A 16,435-nucleotide genomic window follows, 5' to 3' on the forward strand; every position below is an offset into this window, starting at 1 on the left:
GCCTTCAGCCACCTATGCAACCAATGATTTACCAAGTATGTAATGTCTGAAAAACCTGACTGGAGTAAGAGTACAATTTGGAACCGGCGCAGGCTATTACAAATGGGTCTGGCTGGTGGAGGGCTTATTAGTGCCTCTGTTATTTTACGGATGGTCAATAGCCATAATAACACTGTTAAAATTCCTCCTATGGAAATGACAGAATCCCAAGAGGCCACCAAACCAATACAGGTGTTGCGAAACTTTGATTATGGAACTCTCAAGCGAGAAAATGGCAGAAATATTCGGGAATTTGAGTTAATAGCAGGTACTTCCACAATTCACTTGAACAGTTTGGTATCCTACAACATTTGGGATTTAAATGGTAGGATTCCCGGACCAACCCTCAGAGCTAAAGCAGGGGAGAGAATCCGAGTCTTATTTCTCAATCAAGCTGGCCATTCCCATTCTTTGCATTTTCACGGGATACATCCAGCACAGATGGATGGTGTACTCCCTATTAGCAATGGTAAAGCAACCATATATGAATTTGATGCTGAACCCTATGGAGTTCATTTATATCACTGTCATGTTGAACCAGTTACTCGTCACATTGCCAAAGGATTATATGGGATGTTAATTGTTGATCCACCCAACTCACGTCCTAATGCAGATGAGATTGTTTTAATAATGTCTGGATATGACATCAATGATGACAATAAAAATGAATATTATTCATTCAATGGACTGCCCCATTATTACATGCACCATCCTATTCAGATTTATCAAAATCAATTAATTAGAGCCTACGTTTTAAACATTATAGAATTTGAGCCTGCTGTCACCTTTCATCTACATGCCAACTTTTTTGATGTTTATCCCTTGGGGATGACCATGACTCCCACTTACAAAACAGATGTTGTGACCATGGGTGTTGCAGAAAGGCATATTTTAGAATTTAGGTTTCGTTATCCAGGTAAGTATATGTTCCATCCCCACCAGGACATCATTGCTGAAAACGGCTGTATGGGTCAATTGGAAGTGATTCCTGAATCAAACTAGGTTTATCACTCCTAAAACTTCTTATTTCAGTGTTGTCCCATAACTAACTATTGACAAATATTATCATTTGATCTCAAAATATCATCAACAATACTAGGAATAGTTTTCAACTGTATCAATCAAGAACATCAGTAAATTTTTTATCTGGGATGAAAATGATCAAACATCGGTATCTAATCTTATCCATAGTAGCTTGTCTAGTTGTGTGTCTAAGTTCCTGCGGTAGTCAACCACCTGCGGGGACCAGTGTTACACCAGCAACACAGACAACCAGTGATATGAGTCACACTGGTAAAGGCAAAATTAATATTAATAATGCCATTTTATCGGAATTGGACAAATTGGAAGGGAAATTAGGAGTTCCCGCTTTATCCAACAAAATTCAAGCTAGTCGTCCCTATGGTTCAACAGCGGATTTGGTAAGTAAAAAAGTAATTACACAGGAACAGTTTGAGCAAATTAAAGATCTGGTCACCGTGGAGGAAGTGGTGCTTACCGGAGAAGCCAAAGATATAGACTACATGACAAAATTGGCATTAATGAAAGGACATCTTTTGGTAGCAGAGGAACTGTTGAAAGAGAACCAACCAAAACAGGCCCAACCCCATATCGGACATCCAGTAGAAGAGATTTATGTTGACATAGAAGAACAACTTAACGAGCGGAAGGTCAAACAGTTTAAAGAGGATTTAGTGAAGTTGACCGAACTAGTTAAATTCCGTCCTCAAGATGACAAGGTGGCAACCAATCTAACCGTAGCTATGTCAGACATAGACACTGCAATTACAGCTTTACCCAATGAACAACGCTTACAACCCAAGTTCATATTACAAGTGATTAGGGGACTGCTAGATGCAGCAACAGCAGAATATCAAGCAGCGGTAGCTAAAAACAAAATCACCGCCCCCATAGAGTATCAAGATTCCCGTGGTTTCGTCATCTACTCCCATGAACTATATCAGGGTGTTTCCCCACAAATGGCAACAGTGAATCCGGAAGCACAAAAAGCCATAGATACAGCTCTAACTGAACTGCTACAAGTTTGGCCTTCTGCTATCCCACCTAATCAGATAGTGAAAACTCCCGAGCAAGTGAGCTCACTGGTTAAAACCATAGAAGAAAATGCCAAATTTTTCACTATGATGTAATCTGTAAGCTAGTTTAGCCAGGAAAAACCATCTAGAATAAGGAATTAAGTGAAAAAAAGAGGGAAAAAGTTAGCAACTTCATCCAGATAGTTCAGTTAAAAACCGTATAACTGCTCACTCAAGTCCTGACAAATTTTCATTTTTCTTATCTCTACAACCAATGCGCGAACTAGATCACCCAAAGACAATTGACATTCTCAACACCATCATGGAATTTGAACTAGCTGGAGTAGTGCGCTACACCCATTATTCCTTGATGGTCACTGGACCAAATCGCTTGCCAATAGTTGCTTTTTTTAAAGCTCAAGCCAGCGAATCTCTAGTGCATGCACAACAAGTAGGAGAAATTTTAACCGGTTTAGATGGACATCCGACTCTCAGAATTGCTCCCATGGAAGAAACCTTCAAGCATAGCGTCAAGGATATCTTGCAAGAAAGTTTAATCCATGAAGGAAAAGCACTGGATATGTACAAATCACTTCTAAAGAATGTTACTGATGCTAGTATTTATTTAGAAGAGTTTGCCCGGAACATGATTGGACAGGAAGAGATGCATAATCTCGAACTCAAAAAGATGCTCCGAGACTTCAGTTAATAGAATAAAGATACCCAATAAGTTGGGTATCTTTAATATCCATGAAAACCTTATTAATTAAATTAATTGACAATGAATTTTAGTGTTGCTCTACCTACATTTGTGATTACCCTACGGGAAGGCGTAGAAGCTGCTTTAGTAGTTGGTATTGTCCTAGCCTTATTAAATAAGTCCAAACAATCTCAATTGAATATTTGGGTTTATGCGGGCGTGGTAGTTGGTATTATTGTGAGTGGTTTAATCGGTATTTTATTTACCGGACTAATTAAATTTTTAGGATCTGTTAATCCGGAATACACCAGTATAGTTGAACCGATTTTGGAGGGAATATTTAGCATACTAGCTATCATCATGCTCAGTTGGATGCTAATTTGGATGACCCAACAGGCTAAATTTCTCAAATCACAAGTTGAGGTAGCGGTCAAACAGGCTTTAACTAAAAACAACAATGCTGGTTTAGGAATTTTCAGTTTAGTACTAATTGCCGTAGTCCGTGAAGGTTTTGAGACAGTTTTATTTATAGCTGCTAATTTTCAACAAGGGTTGTTGCCAACCATGGGAGCAATTGGCGGTTTAGCAACAGCAGCAGGAATTGGGGTTTTGTTGTTTAAACTGGGTGTAAGAATTAACATTGGGAGATTTTTCCAAGTCATGGGAATTTTATTAGTTTTAATAGTTGGGGGACTATTAGTTTCTGGACTGGGACATTTTGATGATGCAATTGCTAGTTTAGCTCTTAGTAGTCGTGCATCAGAAAATCTTTGTTTTTACTATGAACACTTTACCAAAATCCATTCTTGCATTTTGGGTCCATTAGTTTGGAACTCCAGTTCAATATTACCCGATGAAAAATTTCCGGGAATTATTTTCAAATCCTTATTTGGTTATACGGATAAGCTCTACTTAGTACAAGGAATGGGATACTTACTGTTGTTAACTACTGTTGGTGGTTTATATTTTCGTAGTTTGAACACCAGAAATAATCGACCTAGAAAAAATACCCTAACCACTCAAGAATAGGTATTATTCCAGTTCATCTTCTTTAGTTACCATCCTTAAATCATCAGGAGTATTGCAGTTAAACAATATATGTGGTGTTGATAGGGGTAGAGTAGCAACTGGATATAGTTTGAGCCACCCTTGAAAAGAACGCCCTCCTTGATTAATAAAATCCAAAAGTAGGGGTAAACAACTAGTGCGATAGAAACCGCAAAGAGGTTCCCAACCATAATCGTTTTTCGCTAACCAGGCAATATTTTGCGGTTGTATGTTGTCTAATTCCCGCACCCAGTCATGGAACACTGGAATTTGCAAATTTGGCAAATCACAAGCTAATAACAAAACCCATTCTGTGACTATTTTTTCCATTCCCCTAGCCAAACCCACTAGGGGACCTTGGGTATGATTTGGGTCTTCTGGAATAAATTCACATCCTGGTAAATATAGATCTTCATATCTTTCCACCCAGGGTGTGACCACATATATCTTGTTAGTACAACTTTTAGCCACATGATAGACCTTTTCTAACAAAGGGACTCCCCCAATGGGAATTAGAGCTTTGTCTTTGCCCATTCTAGAACTTTTACCACCCGCCAAAATTATGCCACTCAATTCTGTCATAGGTCATAGTGTAGTAAATCTAGTTTTTAAAAACTGGATTCGTCTGAGTTTATAGCTTGAGCTAAAAATTCCATTGCTTGGGTCTTAGTCTTAATTTTACCATCCAGAGTAGCAATCAATAAATGATCTAAAATATGCTTGAAAATTGGACCTGGTTTGTAACCCATTTTTTTTAAGTCATCTCCCTTTAATAAAGGTTGAACATGCACTAAATCCCTCCAATAATACCAGATTTTTCTTCTAATCTCTCGGGAACTTTTTACAGCTATCAACATTAAAGTTCCGGAGTCATATTTTTGTAGTAGGTTAAATATTGCACTGGCTAATTCACAATTTGGCAACTCTCTATTTATTTCTACCTGTGCTGCTCCCAGCTTCTTGAGTCTATTTACACTGCTGTCTGATAATTGTAAGTTTTCTGCCACCTTACTTCCATACTCTGGTTCTAAGCTGCTAATTAATATCTCTAACCGTATTAACCAAGTAGGTGGTAATTGTTGAGTTGGTTGTTGAGCAGGTGGCCAAAATCTGTATTGAATTGTCAACAGTTTTTCCAATAAAACCAATTCTCGCAAGATGCCATGATTTAACCTACAGGTATAATGAATACATTGTAAAGCTCCTAACTGATCTAATAACTTTAAAGCTGATTGCCAATAGGGCGCTTGTAAAATAAGTTTTAATTCCGCTTTTAATCGAGTATGCAAAGCTGGTGTTTTGATATTTTCTTGCACTGTTCTATCATAAACACCACTATTAATGGCATACTGAATGTACTCAGCAGTTCGCTGTTCAATGGCAAAACCAAACCTGATGGCAAACCGCACTCCTCGATAAATCCGGGTGGGATCTTCAATAAAACTATTGGGGTGCAAAACTCTAATTCTTCGGGATTTTACATCTATTAATCCACCAAAAAAATCTAGTAATTCACCACTGTGGGGAGATGTTAATCTTAGTGCCATGGCATTAATTGTAAAGTCTCTTCTATATAGATCTTGCCGAATGGAACTGGCTTCTACTTCTGGGTTTGCTGCAGGATAAGGATAAAATTCTGTTCTAGCTGTGGCAATATCTACCCATAAACAATCTAATTCTGGATCTTTATGCCACAATAACGCCGCAGTTTGAAATGCTCCATGAATTTCTAAACGGCTATTTTGATAAATTTGCTGTAGTTCTCTGGCTAATTCTACTCCAGCTCCCACGTCTGCACTTTGATGAAACCCATCTACCACTAGGTCAATATCATGGAGCATTAATTGGTTACTTTGATCATTCGCTAATAGCAAATCCCTAACCGCCCCACCAACTAGATAAAGATGCCAACCTCTTGCTTGTGCTGCTTGGGATGCTCTAGTTAATAATTGCCAAAGTTGGGGAGCAAGTCGATGTTCTAATTCCAGGTTTAACTGGATTGAATGTAATTGTAAATCTAATGGCAAATTTTTAACTTCTAGTCGGTGCAGTTGTCTGATAACGTCCGTTCTAGTTACAATACCCACTAAATTACCATTTTCTAAAACTGGCAATCTGCCAATGTCATAAGTTACCATCAAGGACTCGATTTGTGGTAATTCGGTATGGGGTGTAATGGTTTTTAAATCCGTGGTCATATACCCTTTAACTGGTGCATGACCAAAACCATGATGTAGGGCAATATCCAGGTCTCTTCGCGAAATAATACCTACTAATTTATCTTGGCTATTGACCACAGATAACCCAGAATGTCCATAACGTAATAATATTCTTTGAGCTTGGGCAATTGTGGTTTCTGGTCTGATAGTCCTCACAGGAGAAGACATTAAATCTCTGGCTATGGGTGGTTGGGGAATTTGCGATTTTAGCCCAGCTAATAGGTTTTCTAAAACTATGGCTGAACTGGTGTTTTTAACATTCAAGCATGCTGCTTGAGAGTGCCCACCACCATCAAATGGGGTAAATAATATATTTAGGTTAGTATGGGGAATTTGGGTTCTACCAATTACTATTAGTCTGAATTCGACATCATTATATGTATATTCATGGGCTAAAAGTAAGGCATCAATTTCTGTCAACTGCATCAGTTGCGCTGCTAAACCTGATAGCCCAGGAACAAAATTATCTGTTTTCAGGGTCATCCAACCAATGGTGTACCCCCTCCAGCACAAATATTCTAGTCTTTGTAAACATTCGCCTAATAATCTTTGAATTTCCGGTGATAATCCAGGATCTCTATAGGTGGCAATTACTCCTAGATTTGCTCCCCTGTCCATTAACCAAGCTAACGCTACTGCGTCTCTCGCTGTGGACTGACCATAGGTTAGGGAACCTGTATCTACATGAATGCCTAAAGCCATTACTGTAGCTTGAGCAGCATTAATAAGTGTATTCTCTTTAATTAATTCTTCTACTATTAGGGTGGTTGTTGCACCTACTTCGCTAATATATAAACTAGTGGCAATAATGTCACTTTCTTGATTGATATGATGATCGTAAACTGTAATTTCTACCAGATTGGCTAGGTCTAACCATGCTTGGGCTTTACCCAGACGATTGCGCTGTTGGGTATCTACTATAATTAAGGAACGAATATGCTCAGAGTTGACAGAACGTTTTTCAATTAGGGAATACTCATCTCGATATAGAGACAGAAAGTCTCTTACCGGTGGATGGGCTCCTCCAGTTAATACTATTTTACTACCTGGTTTAAGACAAGTTAATCCCACTGCCGCCCCTAAAGCGTCAAAATCAGCAGTTGTGTGACAAAGAATTATTTCCATAACGGGGGGAACTGTCTTCCCAATATAAGGGATTTATTTGATGATAAAATTATGTAACTCTGTCTATGATAACGCGACAGTCCGTTTACAAGTCATGATTTCGGTGTATTGGGAAAAGTAAAATGACCATAGTATTCCAATTTGCTTTAGTATCTTTGGTTTTGTTCTCTTTCGTCCTGGTGGTAGGTGTTCCTGTTGCTTACGCAACCCCTCAAAACTGGGTTGATTCCAAAAAGCTCCTTTGGCTCGGTTCCGGAATTTGGATTGCTTTAGTCCTTTTGGTTGGTGTATTAAACTTCTTTGTGGTTTAAATAACAATTACCAATGGGCAAAAAACCATAATCTAAAGATTAGAGGAGCAGATAGTTATTAACTTAACTGTTTATACTTATCCACTCTTCTATCTTTTTACCATAAGTCACAGTTAAACAAATTTAATCCTTTATATTTACTTAAAGAGGCAATAATGGCAGTTTTTGAGGGAACATTTACTCAAGCGGAAGCTTTAAAGTTTGCTCTGGTTATTGGTCGCTTCAATGACCTCGTGACTGTAAAGCTGTTGGAAGGATGTCAAGACTGTCTAAAGCGTCATGGGATAAATCCTGACCCCCAAGGGAATCAAGTAGATTACGTTTGGGTTCCCGGTAGTTTTGAAATTCCCACAGTGGCGCGTCAGTTAGCACTTTCTCAACGTTATGATGCAATAATATGTCTAGGTGCTGTAATCAAGGGACAAACACCTCATTTTGACTATGTATCTGCTGAAGTATCTAAGGGAATTGCTGCAGCCAGTTTTCAAACTGGTGTGCCAGTGATTTTTGGGATTTTGACTACAGATACCATGCAACAAGCGTTGGAAAGAGCAGGGATTAAAAGTAATCACGGTTGGAATTATGCCATGGATGCCATAGAAATGGCTAGTTTGATGCGCCAATTGCGCCCCAATCTGGCAAAATCAGTCCAATCCTAAATTCCTTTCACCAGAGACAAAAAAATTATTGGATTATTATTTAAGAATTTTTTAAACATAGGGGTTGACAATCTACCAAAAATCTGAGATATTAGTATTGTGCTGGACATGCGGGTATAGCTCAGTGGTAGAGCGCAACCTTGCCAAGGTTGATGTCGCGCGTTCGAATCGCGTTACCCGCTCTTAAAAAAACATCATCAAAAAATCTCACCAACTCAATCTTGGTAAAATATGGCGGTTTTGATTTTAGTGAGAATATATTAGAGGAGGGGTGAATCTCAGAATTTTGGAGTTTAATAACGGTCTCCTAAAATTATGTTGTTTTTAACCCAAAATGAATTCACCCCCTCAACCTCGCTACAGATATTTACACTCGTCGTGCCACCTCAGAAACTAGAAAAAATAGACCTAGATGCGGATCATGTTTGTCCCTGTAGGCATCGGGGCCGCCTAGTCCCCATTACTCTAACGGATGCTTTCGGATGCGATCGCTGTCAACAAATATTTGTTGTAGAAGGTAATGGTTATGTACTAGAGCAGCTCTGTACTAATTACCCCTATAAGCGAACTTGGTCTTGGACCGGGAGAAAATGGAACCCAATGCAACCCAAGTTAGGGAAAAATCAGTTCCCCATGGTTTTAGCCATGATCTTGTTATTCGCGATTATTGGGCTACCATTAGTATTTCGATTTACCAATGGTTCAGGTATGATTATTTGGGCAACTATTGTGGTATTGTTAGCCACTCTACCTGCAATTATTGCCTGGTTCAATTATAGACCTTGATTTTATTGTTAATACATGAACATTGCCAAACGTGCTTATCATGCTGCCATCAAATTAGGTACAACTAAAGGTGCGGAACGGAGTCGCGCTGTTTTGGCAATGGCCAGGGCACTAAAATGCTCCTTTGATGATATTCTGGAAGCCAATACCCTTGATTTGGAAACAAGTAGGGAAATGGCAGTCCCAGAAATAATCCTGGACTGGCTTAAACTTACCCCTAGTCGCTTGCAAGCAACCGTGGATCTTCTTGAGCGACTGGGGGAACTATCCGATCCCCTGCGACGGGTGAGAACCGCTGATTATCAACAGGAAGATTCTCAAAGTTATACCCAGCTTATGCCCTTGGGTGTAATTGGTTTTATTTATGAGGCTTTACCGGAATTGGGGGCCATCGCCGCCGGTTTTTGTCTGAAAACTGGTAATAGCCTCATTCTCAAGGGAAGCACGGAAGCTAGTCATTCCAATAGAGCGATCGCAGAAATTCTCCAAACGGCGATTTTAGACACGGGTCTACCTAGTGGTTGTGTAGAATTGATTACGGCAGAGCATGGTACTTCTATCAGGGATTTAGTGACGCAAGAAGACTATTTAAGTTTGGTTATTCCCTATGGACGTTCCAGCTTGATTCAACAAGTAGTTAGACAAGCAACCTGTCCCGTATTAAAATCAGCTATGGGGAATTGTTACCTTTACTGGTCTTTAAATGGGAGTTTAGAAATGGTACGATGGATGGTTTTAGACAGTCATGAAAGCGAACCGGACCCAGTAAATGCTATTGAAAAGGTTTTAATCCACCGTCAGTCCTTACCATCCTCCCTATCTGCACTGTGGAACAGTCTAAAAGACAGGGGTTTTCAACTCAAGGGAGATGCGGAACTAGTACAAGCTTTTCCCCAACTCCAGTTGGTGCAAGATGAGGAATGGGGAACTCCATATTTAAATAAGACCATCGCTTTCAAATTGGTAGATACCTTAGATAGTGCGATCGCCTGGATTAATCAATATAGTAGTAGTCACGCGGATGCCATAGCCACAGAGTCTTACCAAGAAAGTAGACAATTTGCCTTAGGTGTTAACAGTGCATCTACATATATCAATGCTTCTCCTAGATTTGCTCGTAATTCTTCCAGAGGAGATGCGGTGTTTTTGGGAATGTCAAATCAAAGAGGTCACAGGAGAGGTTTCATTAGTTTAGAAACCTTGACCACTGTGAAACATATTATTCAGGGGAACGGGAGATTTTAGAGTCAGGAGGGTTATCCCCTCCTTCTGTTTTAGACGTATGAATCTAAAGGTAAACAAGAACAGACAAAATTGCGATCGCCAAAAGCAGCATCTATCCTACCTACGCTCGGCCAAAACTTAAATTGACGAGTCCAATCTGTAGGGTAAGCAGCTTGTTCGCGGGAGTAACAGTGGTTCCAATCACCAACAATCAAACTTTGTATAGTGTGGGGGGCGTTTTTCAAGGGATTATCTTCCAGATCCATAATACCAGACTCAAGGTGCAAAATTTCCTGACGAATGGCAATTAATGCATCACAAAAACGGTCCAACTCAGCTTTCGACTCACTTTCCGTAGGTTCAACCATGATGGTTCCTGCTACTGGCCAAGAGACGGTAGGAGCGTGAAAACCATAGTCCATCAGGCGTTTAGCAATATCATCCACCTCAATGTTTGCTGATTTTTTTACTCCTCGCAGGTCTAAAATACATTCATGGGCGACAAAACCATGTTTACCCTTATATAAAACAGGGTAAAAGGATTCCAATCGCTTGGCAATGTAGTTAGCATTCAAAATAGCGATTTTGGTTGCTTGAGTTAGGCCATCTGCACCCATCATAGCTATATACATCCAGGAAATAACCAAGATACTGGCACTTCCCCAGGGTGCAGCAGAAACCGCACCGTGGTCACTATCTAATTTAACCACAGAATGGCCTGGTAGAAACTCCACCAGATGGGGAGCAACACCAATGGGACCCATTCCTGGACCACCACCCCCATGGGGAATACAAAAGGTTTTGTGTAGGTTCAAATGACAAACATCTGCACCCAAATCACCGGGACGACAAATACCCACCTGGGCATTCATATTAGCTCCATCCATATACACCTGTCCACCATGTTGGTGAATTAGGGCACAGATTTCCTGTATAGTTTCTTCAAACACCCCATGGGTTGATGGATAGGTAATCATTAAAGCGGCGATTTCACGACTATATTTTTGTACCTTGGTGTTTAAATCTGCCAAATCGATATTACCACATTCATCACAAGCGACAGCTACCACCTTCATACCACACATAACTGCACTTGCGGGATTTGTGCCATGAGCAGATTGGGGAATTAAACAGATATTGCGATGTCCTTCTTGTCTACTTTGATGATATTCACGAATGACTAATAGTCCCGCGTATTCTCCTTGGGAACCAGCATTAGGTTGTAAAGATATAGCCGCGAAACCGGTGATTTCTGCTAACCATGTTGCTAATTGTTGAAAGAGGATTTGATAACCTCTGGTTTGGGTAATTGGTGCAAAGGGGTGAATTTTACTGAATTCCGCCCAACTAACAGGAATCATCTCCGAAGTAGCATTTAACTTCATAGTACAGGAACCTAGGGCAATCATAGAAGTTGTCAATGATAAATCCTTGGCTTCCAACTGATGTAAATAGCGCAGTAATTCAGTTTCAGAATGGTAACTATTAAAGATGGGATGGGTAAGATAGGGACTAGTGCGAATTTGACCCAGATAGGAATTAGTCTCCCTAATTTCTTCAATTTTGAAGGGGAAACCATACCCATCACTTATTCCCTTGGCAAAGGCGAAAATCTGCCACAAATCTATCACATCTGTAAAGGTTGTAGTTTCATCCAAGGAAATTCCTATATTCCCATCATCAAAAACTCGCAAATTGATGTTTCTCTCATCTGCAGCTATGAGGAGTGTTTGCAAACTGCTATTTCCTAACCCCACACGCAGGGTGTCAAAGAAGTTCCTATTCAGGACTTCATAACCTAACTTTTCCAGTCCTGCGGCTAAATCCTTAGTCAGTTGATGAATATTTTCCGCAATCTTTCTCAGTCCGCTTGGTCCATGATAAACTGCGTACATACTCGCCATTACAGCCAAGAGCACCTGAGCCGTACAAATATTGCTAGTAGCCTTATCGCGACGAATATGTTGTTCACGGGTTTGTAAAGCCAAACGATAGGCCAGCTTACCGTGAACATCTTTGGACACACCCACAATTCGCCCTGGAACTGACCGTTTATACTCCTCCTTAGTAGCAAAATAAGCCGCATGAGGTCCACCAAAACCCAAAGGAATACCGAATCTCTGGGTGCTACCGATGGCAATATCTGCTCCCAATTCTCCCGGTGATGTCAATAAAGTCAAACTCAATGGATCTGCTGCTATGGTCACCAATGCACCCTGAGCATGGGACTGGGCTATAAACTGACGATAGTCATGGATTTTACCATCTGTTGCTGGATATTGGAGAATGGCCCCAAAAATTGGTTGGGTAAAATCAAAGGTTTGATGATCTCCAATAATGATTTTAATTCCCAAAGGTTTAGCTCGGGTTTGGATCACATCAATGGTTTGAGGGTGACAGGTGCTGGAAACAAAATAGATAGAGGATTTGTTTTTGCACACACCATAACTCATGCTCATGGCTTCTGCTGCTGCTGTTGCTTCATCTAATAGAGAAGCATTAGCAATTTCCAATCCAGTTAAATCAATGATCATGGTTTGGAAGTTTAATAGTGCTTCCAAACGTCCCTGGGCAATTTCTGGTTGGTAAGGAGTGTATGCTGTATACCAACCGGGATTTTCTAAGATGTTCCTTTGAATCACTGGGGGAGTAATACAGTCATAATACCCCATACCAATGTAAGAGCGGTAGATTTGATTTTTATTGGCTATTTGTTTGAGTTTAGCCAGTGCTGTATGTTCAGTTTGTGCAGCTGGTAGGTTCAACTCCTGAAAAAAGCGAATTGAGCTGGGTACTGTTTGCTCAATTAATTCCTCTAAGCTAGATAGACCCAAGGAGTTTAGCATCTCCTGGATATCACCTGCTTTCGGTCCAATGTGTCTACTGACAAACTCTCCCAGTGGAGGGGTAGTTTCAGTCAAAATCTGACGATAAGTGGGATTGGCTACCACAAATTATGCTCCCAATGCTATGGTTTAATATATTCTAATGATTTTGAAATATTAGGGAAGAGGGAGGTTCATTTTCTTCTGAGCATGTCAATTGATTTTCTACTAATAAATCATCATGAGCGAACTGGAGCGTTATTACACACTATTAGATTTAGAGCCTGGTGCAACCATAGAAGAGATTAACCAAGCTTACAAAGATTTAGTTTTTGTTTGGCATCCCGATCGCCTACCTAAGGATAATCACCGCTTACAGAAAAAAGCCCATGATAAGATCAAGGCCTTAAATCAAGCACGGGAAAAATTACGCTCCTTTCAAGACCAGTCTCAACCTGGACATAATTCTGAGCCACCTACATCCAAAAAGTCCCCTTACCCACCACCACAGACTAACTATTACCGACCAAATCAACCCCCTCCCCAAAATCCGGATCTAAGTGGTAGAGATTTTAGCCATGCTAACCTCAGCAATAAGGACCTATCAGGTAGAAATCTTAGCTATGCCAATTTAAGTGGATCTAATCTTAGTGATACTTTTATGCACAAGGTTAATCTTAGAGGTGCAAATCTATCAGGAGCTAATTTATTCCGAGCCAACTTACTATTGGCAGATTTAAGAGAGGCAAACTTACGTGCAGCCAATTTAATAGGTGCAGATCTCAGCGGTGCAGATCTGCGAGGTGCTGACCTAACTGGTGCTAGAATGCGCTCAGGGGAGCGTCTCCTGGTCAAGCTAGTGGGTGCAAACCTTACAGGAGCCATTATGCCTGATGGTGCAATTTATGGTTAAATAGAAAAGAGTATCCTGTATAACGGAAATTGTGCTTTTCATTTACATATCATGCTAAATCCTATTCCTAAAAAGTATCAGCCACGGGTAGTAAAAATAAGCACGCTGCCAGTAACCGCAAGGTTGGCATGAGCAAGGTAAGGTTAAGTATTTTTTGGTGTGTAAATGGTTATGAATGTAGCAATTATTGGTTGTGGGTATGTTGGTTATGCGGTTGCTAAGTTTTGGCGGCAAAATCCGAATTTTAGGATTACTGTAACTACTACCAGTGAGCATAAAGTCTCAACCCTACAAGAAGTAGCAGATGCAGTTGAAGTGACTATGGGTGATGACCAAGTCGTTTTAAATAGGGTTTTAAAAAATCAAGACATGGTTCTACTAACTGTGGGTGCTAAAAGTAGTAGCAGTTATGAAAAAACCTATTTGGAAACTGCCAAAACAGTAACCTCTTTAATAAAATACCATCCTAAAATTAAACAATTAATTTACACAAGTAGTTATGCGATTTATGGTGATAGAAATGGTGTGTGGGTAGATGAGGAGACACCACCAGCTCCACCCAATTTGAACGGTCAGATTCTTGGCAAAACCGAAGAAATTTTACTAGGAGCAACAACGGAGAATCTGCGCGTTTGTATTTTGCGATTGGGGGGAATTTATGGGCCAGGAAGAGAACTGGTTAAAATATTTGGCAGAACAGCTGGCACAACCCGTGAGGGAAATGGCGAGGAAATAACCAACTGGGTACATTTGGATGATATTGTGGGAGTTGTAGAATTTGCCCGTTGGCAACGGTTACAAGGGATTTATAATTTAGTAGACGACAGTCATTTTACCAGTCGAGAACTCATTGATGGTGTTTTAAAAACTCATAATTTGCCAAATGTAATATGGGATCCTAGCCACAAAAGTACTCGTCATTATAATACCTGGGTTTCTAACCAAAAACTCAAGGATACGGGTTATCAATTTATTCACCCCCACATTGTTTTCTAAAAGACGAATATGATATTAGAACCAATACAGGTCATAGGTGGTGGACTTGCGGGCACAGAAGCAGCATGGCAAATAGCTCAAGCAGGAGTACCCGTGATTCTACACGAGATGCGTCCCCTACGCTTTAGTCCCGCCCACCATACGGAAAACTTAGCTGAACTAGTGTGTAGTAATTCCTTTGGAGCTATGGCAAGCGATCGCGCAGCTGGATTACTGCATGAAGAACTGCGAAAACTTGATTCTATAGTTATTAGCAAAGCGGACGAACATGCAGTGCCAGCGGGTGGTGCTTTAGCGGTAGACAGGGGAAAATTTGGAGAGGATCTGACCCAAACCCTAGCCAATCATCCTTTGATTGATTTACGACGAGGGGAGGTAAAGGAAGTTCCTGGGGGGATAGTGGTTTTAGCCTCAGGACCACTAACCAGTCCCCAATTGTCCGCTGATATTCAACAATTCACAGGATTAGAATATCTCAACTTCTTCGATGCTGCTAGTCCCATAATAGTAGGGGATTCAATTAATAGAGATATTGCCTTTATGGCTTCCCGTTATGACAAAGGTGAGGCGGCCTATTTAAATTGTCCCATGAGTAAACAGCAGTATTTAGAATTTCGGGAAGCACTTTGCCAAGCGGAACAAACAGAATTAAAGGACTTTGAAAGAGAAACGGCGAAGTTTTTTGAAGCCTGTTTACCCATAGAAGAAATGGCACAAAGAGGGGAGGACACCATGCGATATGGTCCCCTGAAACCGGTGGGTTTAACAGATGGAAGAACAGGAGAGCGTAACTACGCAGTAGTGCAGTTACGACAAGAAGATAAAGCTGGGCAACTATGGAATATGGTAGGGTTTCAAACCAATTTACGTTGGGGGGAGCAAAAACGGGTGTTTAGAATGATTCCCGGTTTGGAAAACGCTGAGTTTGTTAGATTGGGAGTAATGCACCGGAACACTTTTTTAAACGCGCCCCAGTTGATTTTGCCCACCCTACAATTTAAACAACGACATACCCTACTAGCAGCAGGACAATTAATTGGTACGGAGGGTTATACCGCTGCATCTGCTGGTGGTTGGTTAGCAGGGACTAATGCGGCAAGAATTGCCCTGGGGAAGGAACCTCTCACTCTACCGAACACCACAATGATGGGATCTTTATTTGAGTTTATTAGTGGTGCAGCACCCAAGCATTTTCAACCCATGCCACCCAATTTTGGCATAGTTCCAGATTTGGGGGTTAAAATCAAGAGCAAACCAGAAAAATACGGGCGTTATCGAGATAGATCATTGGCGAATTTAGACCAGTGGAAGTCCCAATATTTTTCTTCTTTGAGTAGGAATCTTAACAATTCTTAATAAATTATTGGTGAAATAATTCCAGCTAACCAGCAAAACCGTGTTATAATGGTGTCATACTCTTGGGAGTATGAGGGCGCGTGGCTCAGTGGATAGAGCAACAGATTCCGGTTCTGTGGGTCGGGGGTTCAAATCCCTCCGCGCTCGTTCAATTCATGCTTCATGTAAATTCCCAGGTTATTTGAATCTACAAACTTTT

14 protein-coding genes and 2 tRNA genes are annotated in these 16,435 nt (G+C 40.5%); 13 read left to right on the forward strand and 3 right to left on the reverse strand.

Features of this window, described 5'->3' with window-relative positions:
• The first annotated feature begins 42 nt into the window (after positions 1-42).
• From IAR63_RS14690 to IAR63_RS14705, 4 genes are all read left to right on the forward strand, one after another.
• Positions 43-1,041, forward strand: a complete 999-nt coding sequence (locus tag IAR63_RS14690) for a multicopper oxidase domain-containing protein (RefSeq protein WP_187705784.1) — start codon at positions 43-45, stop codon at positions 1,039-1,041.
• Between the two features lie 155 nt (positions 1,042-1,196).
• Entirely contained in the window at positions 1,197-2,189 is a 993-nt protein-coding gene (locus IAR63_RS14695; protein WP_187705785.1) for a ComEA family DNA-binding protein, read from the forward strand.
• A gap of 160 nt (positions 2,190-2,349) precedes the next feature.
• The gene (locus tag IAR63_RS14700; RefSeq protein ID WP_115539240.1) at positions 2,350-2,784 is read left to right on the forward strand and encodes a ferritin-like domain-containing protein; all 435 of its coding nucleotides are present in this window, start codon (positions 2,350-2,352) and stop codon (positions 2,782-2,784) included.
• A gap of 72 nt (positions 2,785-2,856) precedes the next feature.
• Positions 2,857-3,804, forward strand: coding sequence for an FTR1 family iron permease (locus IAR63_RS14705; protein ID WP_187705786.1), 948 nt, complete (start codon positions 2,857-2,859; stop codon positions 3,802-3,804).
• Between the two features lie 3 nt (positions 3,805-3,807).
• Here IAR63_RS14705 and IAR63_RS14710 read toward each other — a convergent pair whose 3' ends face one another.
• Positions 3,808-4,404 (reverse strand): molybdenum cofactor guanylyltransferase, encoded by a 597-nt coding sequence (locus IAR63_RS14710; protein ID WP_187705787.1) that lies wholly within the window; start codon positions 4,402-4,404, stop codon positions 3,808-3,810.
• A gap of 26 nt (positions 4,405-4,430) precedes the next feature.
• Entirely contained in the window at positions 4,431-7,166 is a 2,736-nt protein-coding gene (locus IAR63_RS14715; RefSeq protein ID WP_187705788.1) for a CBS domain-containing protein, read from the reverse strand.
• 122 nt (positions 7,167-7,288) lie between these two features.
• Between IAR63_RS14715 and psbZ the strand changes: the two genes are divergently transcribed.
• From psbZ to IAR63_RS14740, 5 genes are all read left to right on the forward strand, one after another.
• Positions 7,289-7,477, forward strand: coding sequence for a photosystem II reaction center protein PsbZ (gene psbZ / locus IAR63_RS14720; protein WP_006279055.1), 189 nt, complete (start codon positions 7,289-7,291; stop codon positions 7,475-7,477).
• Between the two features lie 155 nt (positions 7,478-7,632).
• Entirely contained in the window at positions 7,633-8,136 is a 504-nt protein-coding gene (ribH, locus tag IAR63_RS14725; protein WP_096543931.1) for a 6,7-dimethyl-8-ribityllumazine synthase, read from the forward strand.
• A 110-nt stretch (positions 8,137-8,246) separates the two neighbouring features.
• Positions 8,247-8,318 (forward strand) — tRNA-Gly (locus IAR63_RS14730).
• Positions 8,319-8,514: 196 nt separating this feature from the next.
• Positions 8,515-8,922, forward strand: a complete 408-nt coding sequence (locus IAR63_RS14735) for a hypothetical protein (protein WP_187705789.1) — start codon at positions 8,515-8,517, stop codon at positions 8,920-8,922.
• Between the two features lie 15 nt (positions 8,923-8,937).
• Complete coding sequence (locus IAR63_RS14740; RefSeq protein WP_187705790.1) at positions 8,938-10,167, forward strand: glutamate-5-semialdehyde dehydrogenase; 1,230 nt, start codon at positions 8,938-8,940, stop codon at positions 10,165-10,167.
• 29 nt (positions 10,168-10,196) lie between these two features.
• On the opposite strand, the gene gcvP is transcribed toward IAR63_RS14740, so the two are convergent.
• Positions 10,197-13,097, reverse strand: a complete 2,901-nt coding sequence (gene gcvP / locus IAR63_RS14745) for an aminomethyl-transferring glycine dehydrogenase (protein ID WP_187705791.1) — start codon at positions 13,095-13,097, stop codon at positions 10,197-10,199.
• Between the two features lie 115 nt (positions 13,098-13,212).
• Between gcvP and IAR63_RS14750 the strand changes: the two genes are divergently transcribed.
• The 4 genes from IAR63_RS14750 to IAR63_RS14765 all read left to right on the forward strand — a co-directional run bounded on the left by IAR63_RS14750 (position 13,213) and on the right by IAR63_RS14765 (position 16,383).
• The gene (locus IAR63_RS14750; RefSeq protein ID WP_187705792.1) at positions 13,213-13,884 is read left to right on the forward strand and encodes a pentapeptide repeat-containing protein; all 672 of its coding nucleotides are present in this window, start codon (positions 13,213-13,215) and stop codon (positions 13,882-13,884) included.
• A 171-nt stretch (positions 13,885-14,055) separates the two neighbouring features.
• Positions 14,056-14,880 carry an NAD-dependent epimerase/dehydratase family protein gene (locus tag IAR63_RS14755; protein WP_187705793.1) on the forward strand — a complete coding sequence of 275 codons (825 nt, stop codon included), beginning with the start codon at positions 14,056-14,058 and terminating at the stop codon, positions 14,878-14,880.
• Positions 14,881-14,889: 9 nt separating this feature from the next.
• On the forward strand, positions 14,890-16,236 hold the full coding sequence (gene trmFO, locus IAR63_RS14760; protein ID WP_187705794.1) for an FADH(2)-oxidizing methylenetetrahydrofolate--tRNA-(uracil(54)-C(5))-methyltransferase TrmFO: 1,347 nt from the start codon (positions 14,890-14,892) through the stop codon (positions 16,234-16,236).
• A 74-nt stretch (positions 16,237-16,310) separates the two neighbouring features.
• Positions 16,311-16,383: transfer RNA gene (locus IAR63_RS14765), tRNA-Arg, on the forward strand.
• Positions 16,384-16,435: the final 52 nt, after the last annotated feature.

It is taken from the genome of Cylindrospermopsis curvispora GIHE-G1, from assembly GCF_014489415.1.
Lineage (GTDB): Bacteria > Cyanobacteriota > Cyanobacteriia > Cyanobacteriales > Nostocaceae > Raphidiopsis > Raphidiopsis curvispora_A.

Bases quoted from the DNA above. Each gene is read 5' to 3' on its own strand.
- IAR63_RS14700 (WP_115539240.1), top strand. From the start codon at position 2,350: ATGCGCGAACTAGATCACCCAAAGACAATTGACATTCTCAACACCATC.
- IAR63_RS14755 (WP_187705793.1), top strand. From the start codon at position 14,056: ATGAATGTAGCAATTATTGGTTGTGGGTATGTTGGTTATGCGGTTGCT.
- IAR63_RS14705 (WP_187705786.1), top strand. From the start codon at position 2,857: ATGAATTTTAGTGTTGCTCTACCTACATTTGTGATTACCCTACGGGAA.
- trmFO (WP_187705794.1), top strand. From the start codon at position 14,890: ATGATATTAGAACCAATACAGGTCATAGGTGGTGGACTTGCGGGCACA.
- IAR63_RS14710 (WP_187705787.1), bottom strand. From the start codon at position 4,404: ATGACAGAATTGAGTGGCATAATTTTGGCGGGTGGTAAAAGTTCTAGA.
- IAR63_RS14695 (WP_187705785.1), top strand. From the start codon at position 1,197: ATGATCAAACATCGGTATCTAATCTTATCCATAGTAGCTTGTCTAGTT.
- ribH (WP_096543931.1), top strand. From the start codon at position 7,633: ATGGCAGTTTTTGAGGGAACATTTACTCAAGCGGAAGCTTTAAAGTTT.
- IAR63_RS14690 (WP_187705784.1), top strand. From the start codon at position 43: ATGTCTGAAAAACCTGACTGGAGTAAGAGTACAATTTGGAACCGGCGC.
- IAR63_RS14715 (WP_187705788.1), bottom strand. From the start codon at position 7,166: ATGGAAATAATTCTTTGTCACACAACTGCTGATTTTGACGCTTTAGGG.
- psbZ (WP_006279055.1), top strand. From the start codon at position 7,289: ATGACCATAGTATTCCAATTTGCTTTAGTATCTTTGGTTTTGTTCTCT.
- IAR63_RS14740 (WP_187705790.1), top strand. From the start codon at position 8,938: ATGAACATTGCCAAACGTGCTTATCATGCTGCCATCAAATTAGGTACA.
- IAR63_RS14750 (WP_187705792.1), top strand. From the start codon at position 13,213: ATGAGCGAACTGGAGCGTTATTACACACTATTAGATTTAGAGCCTGGT.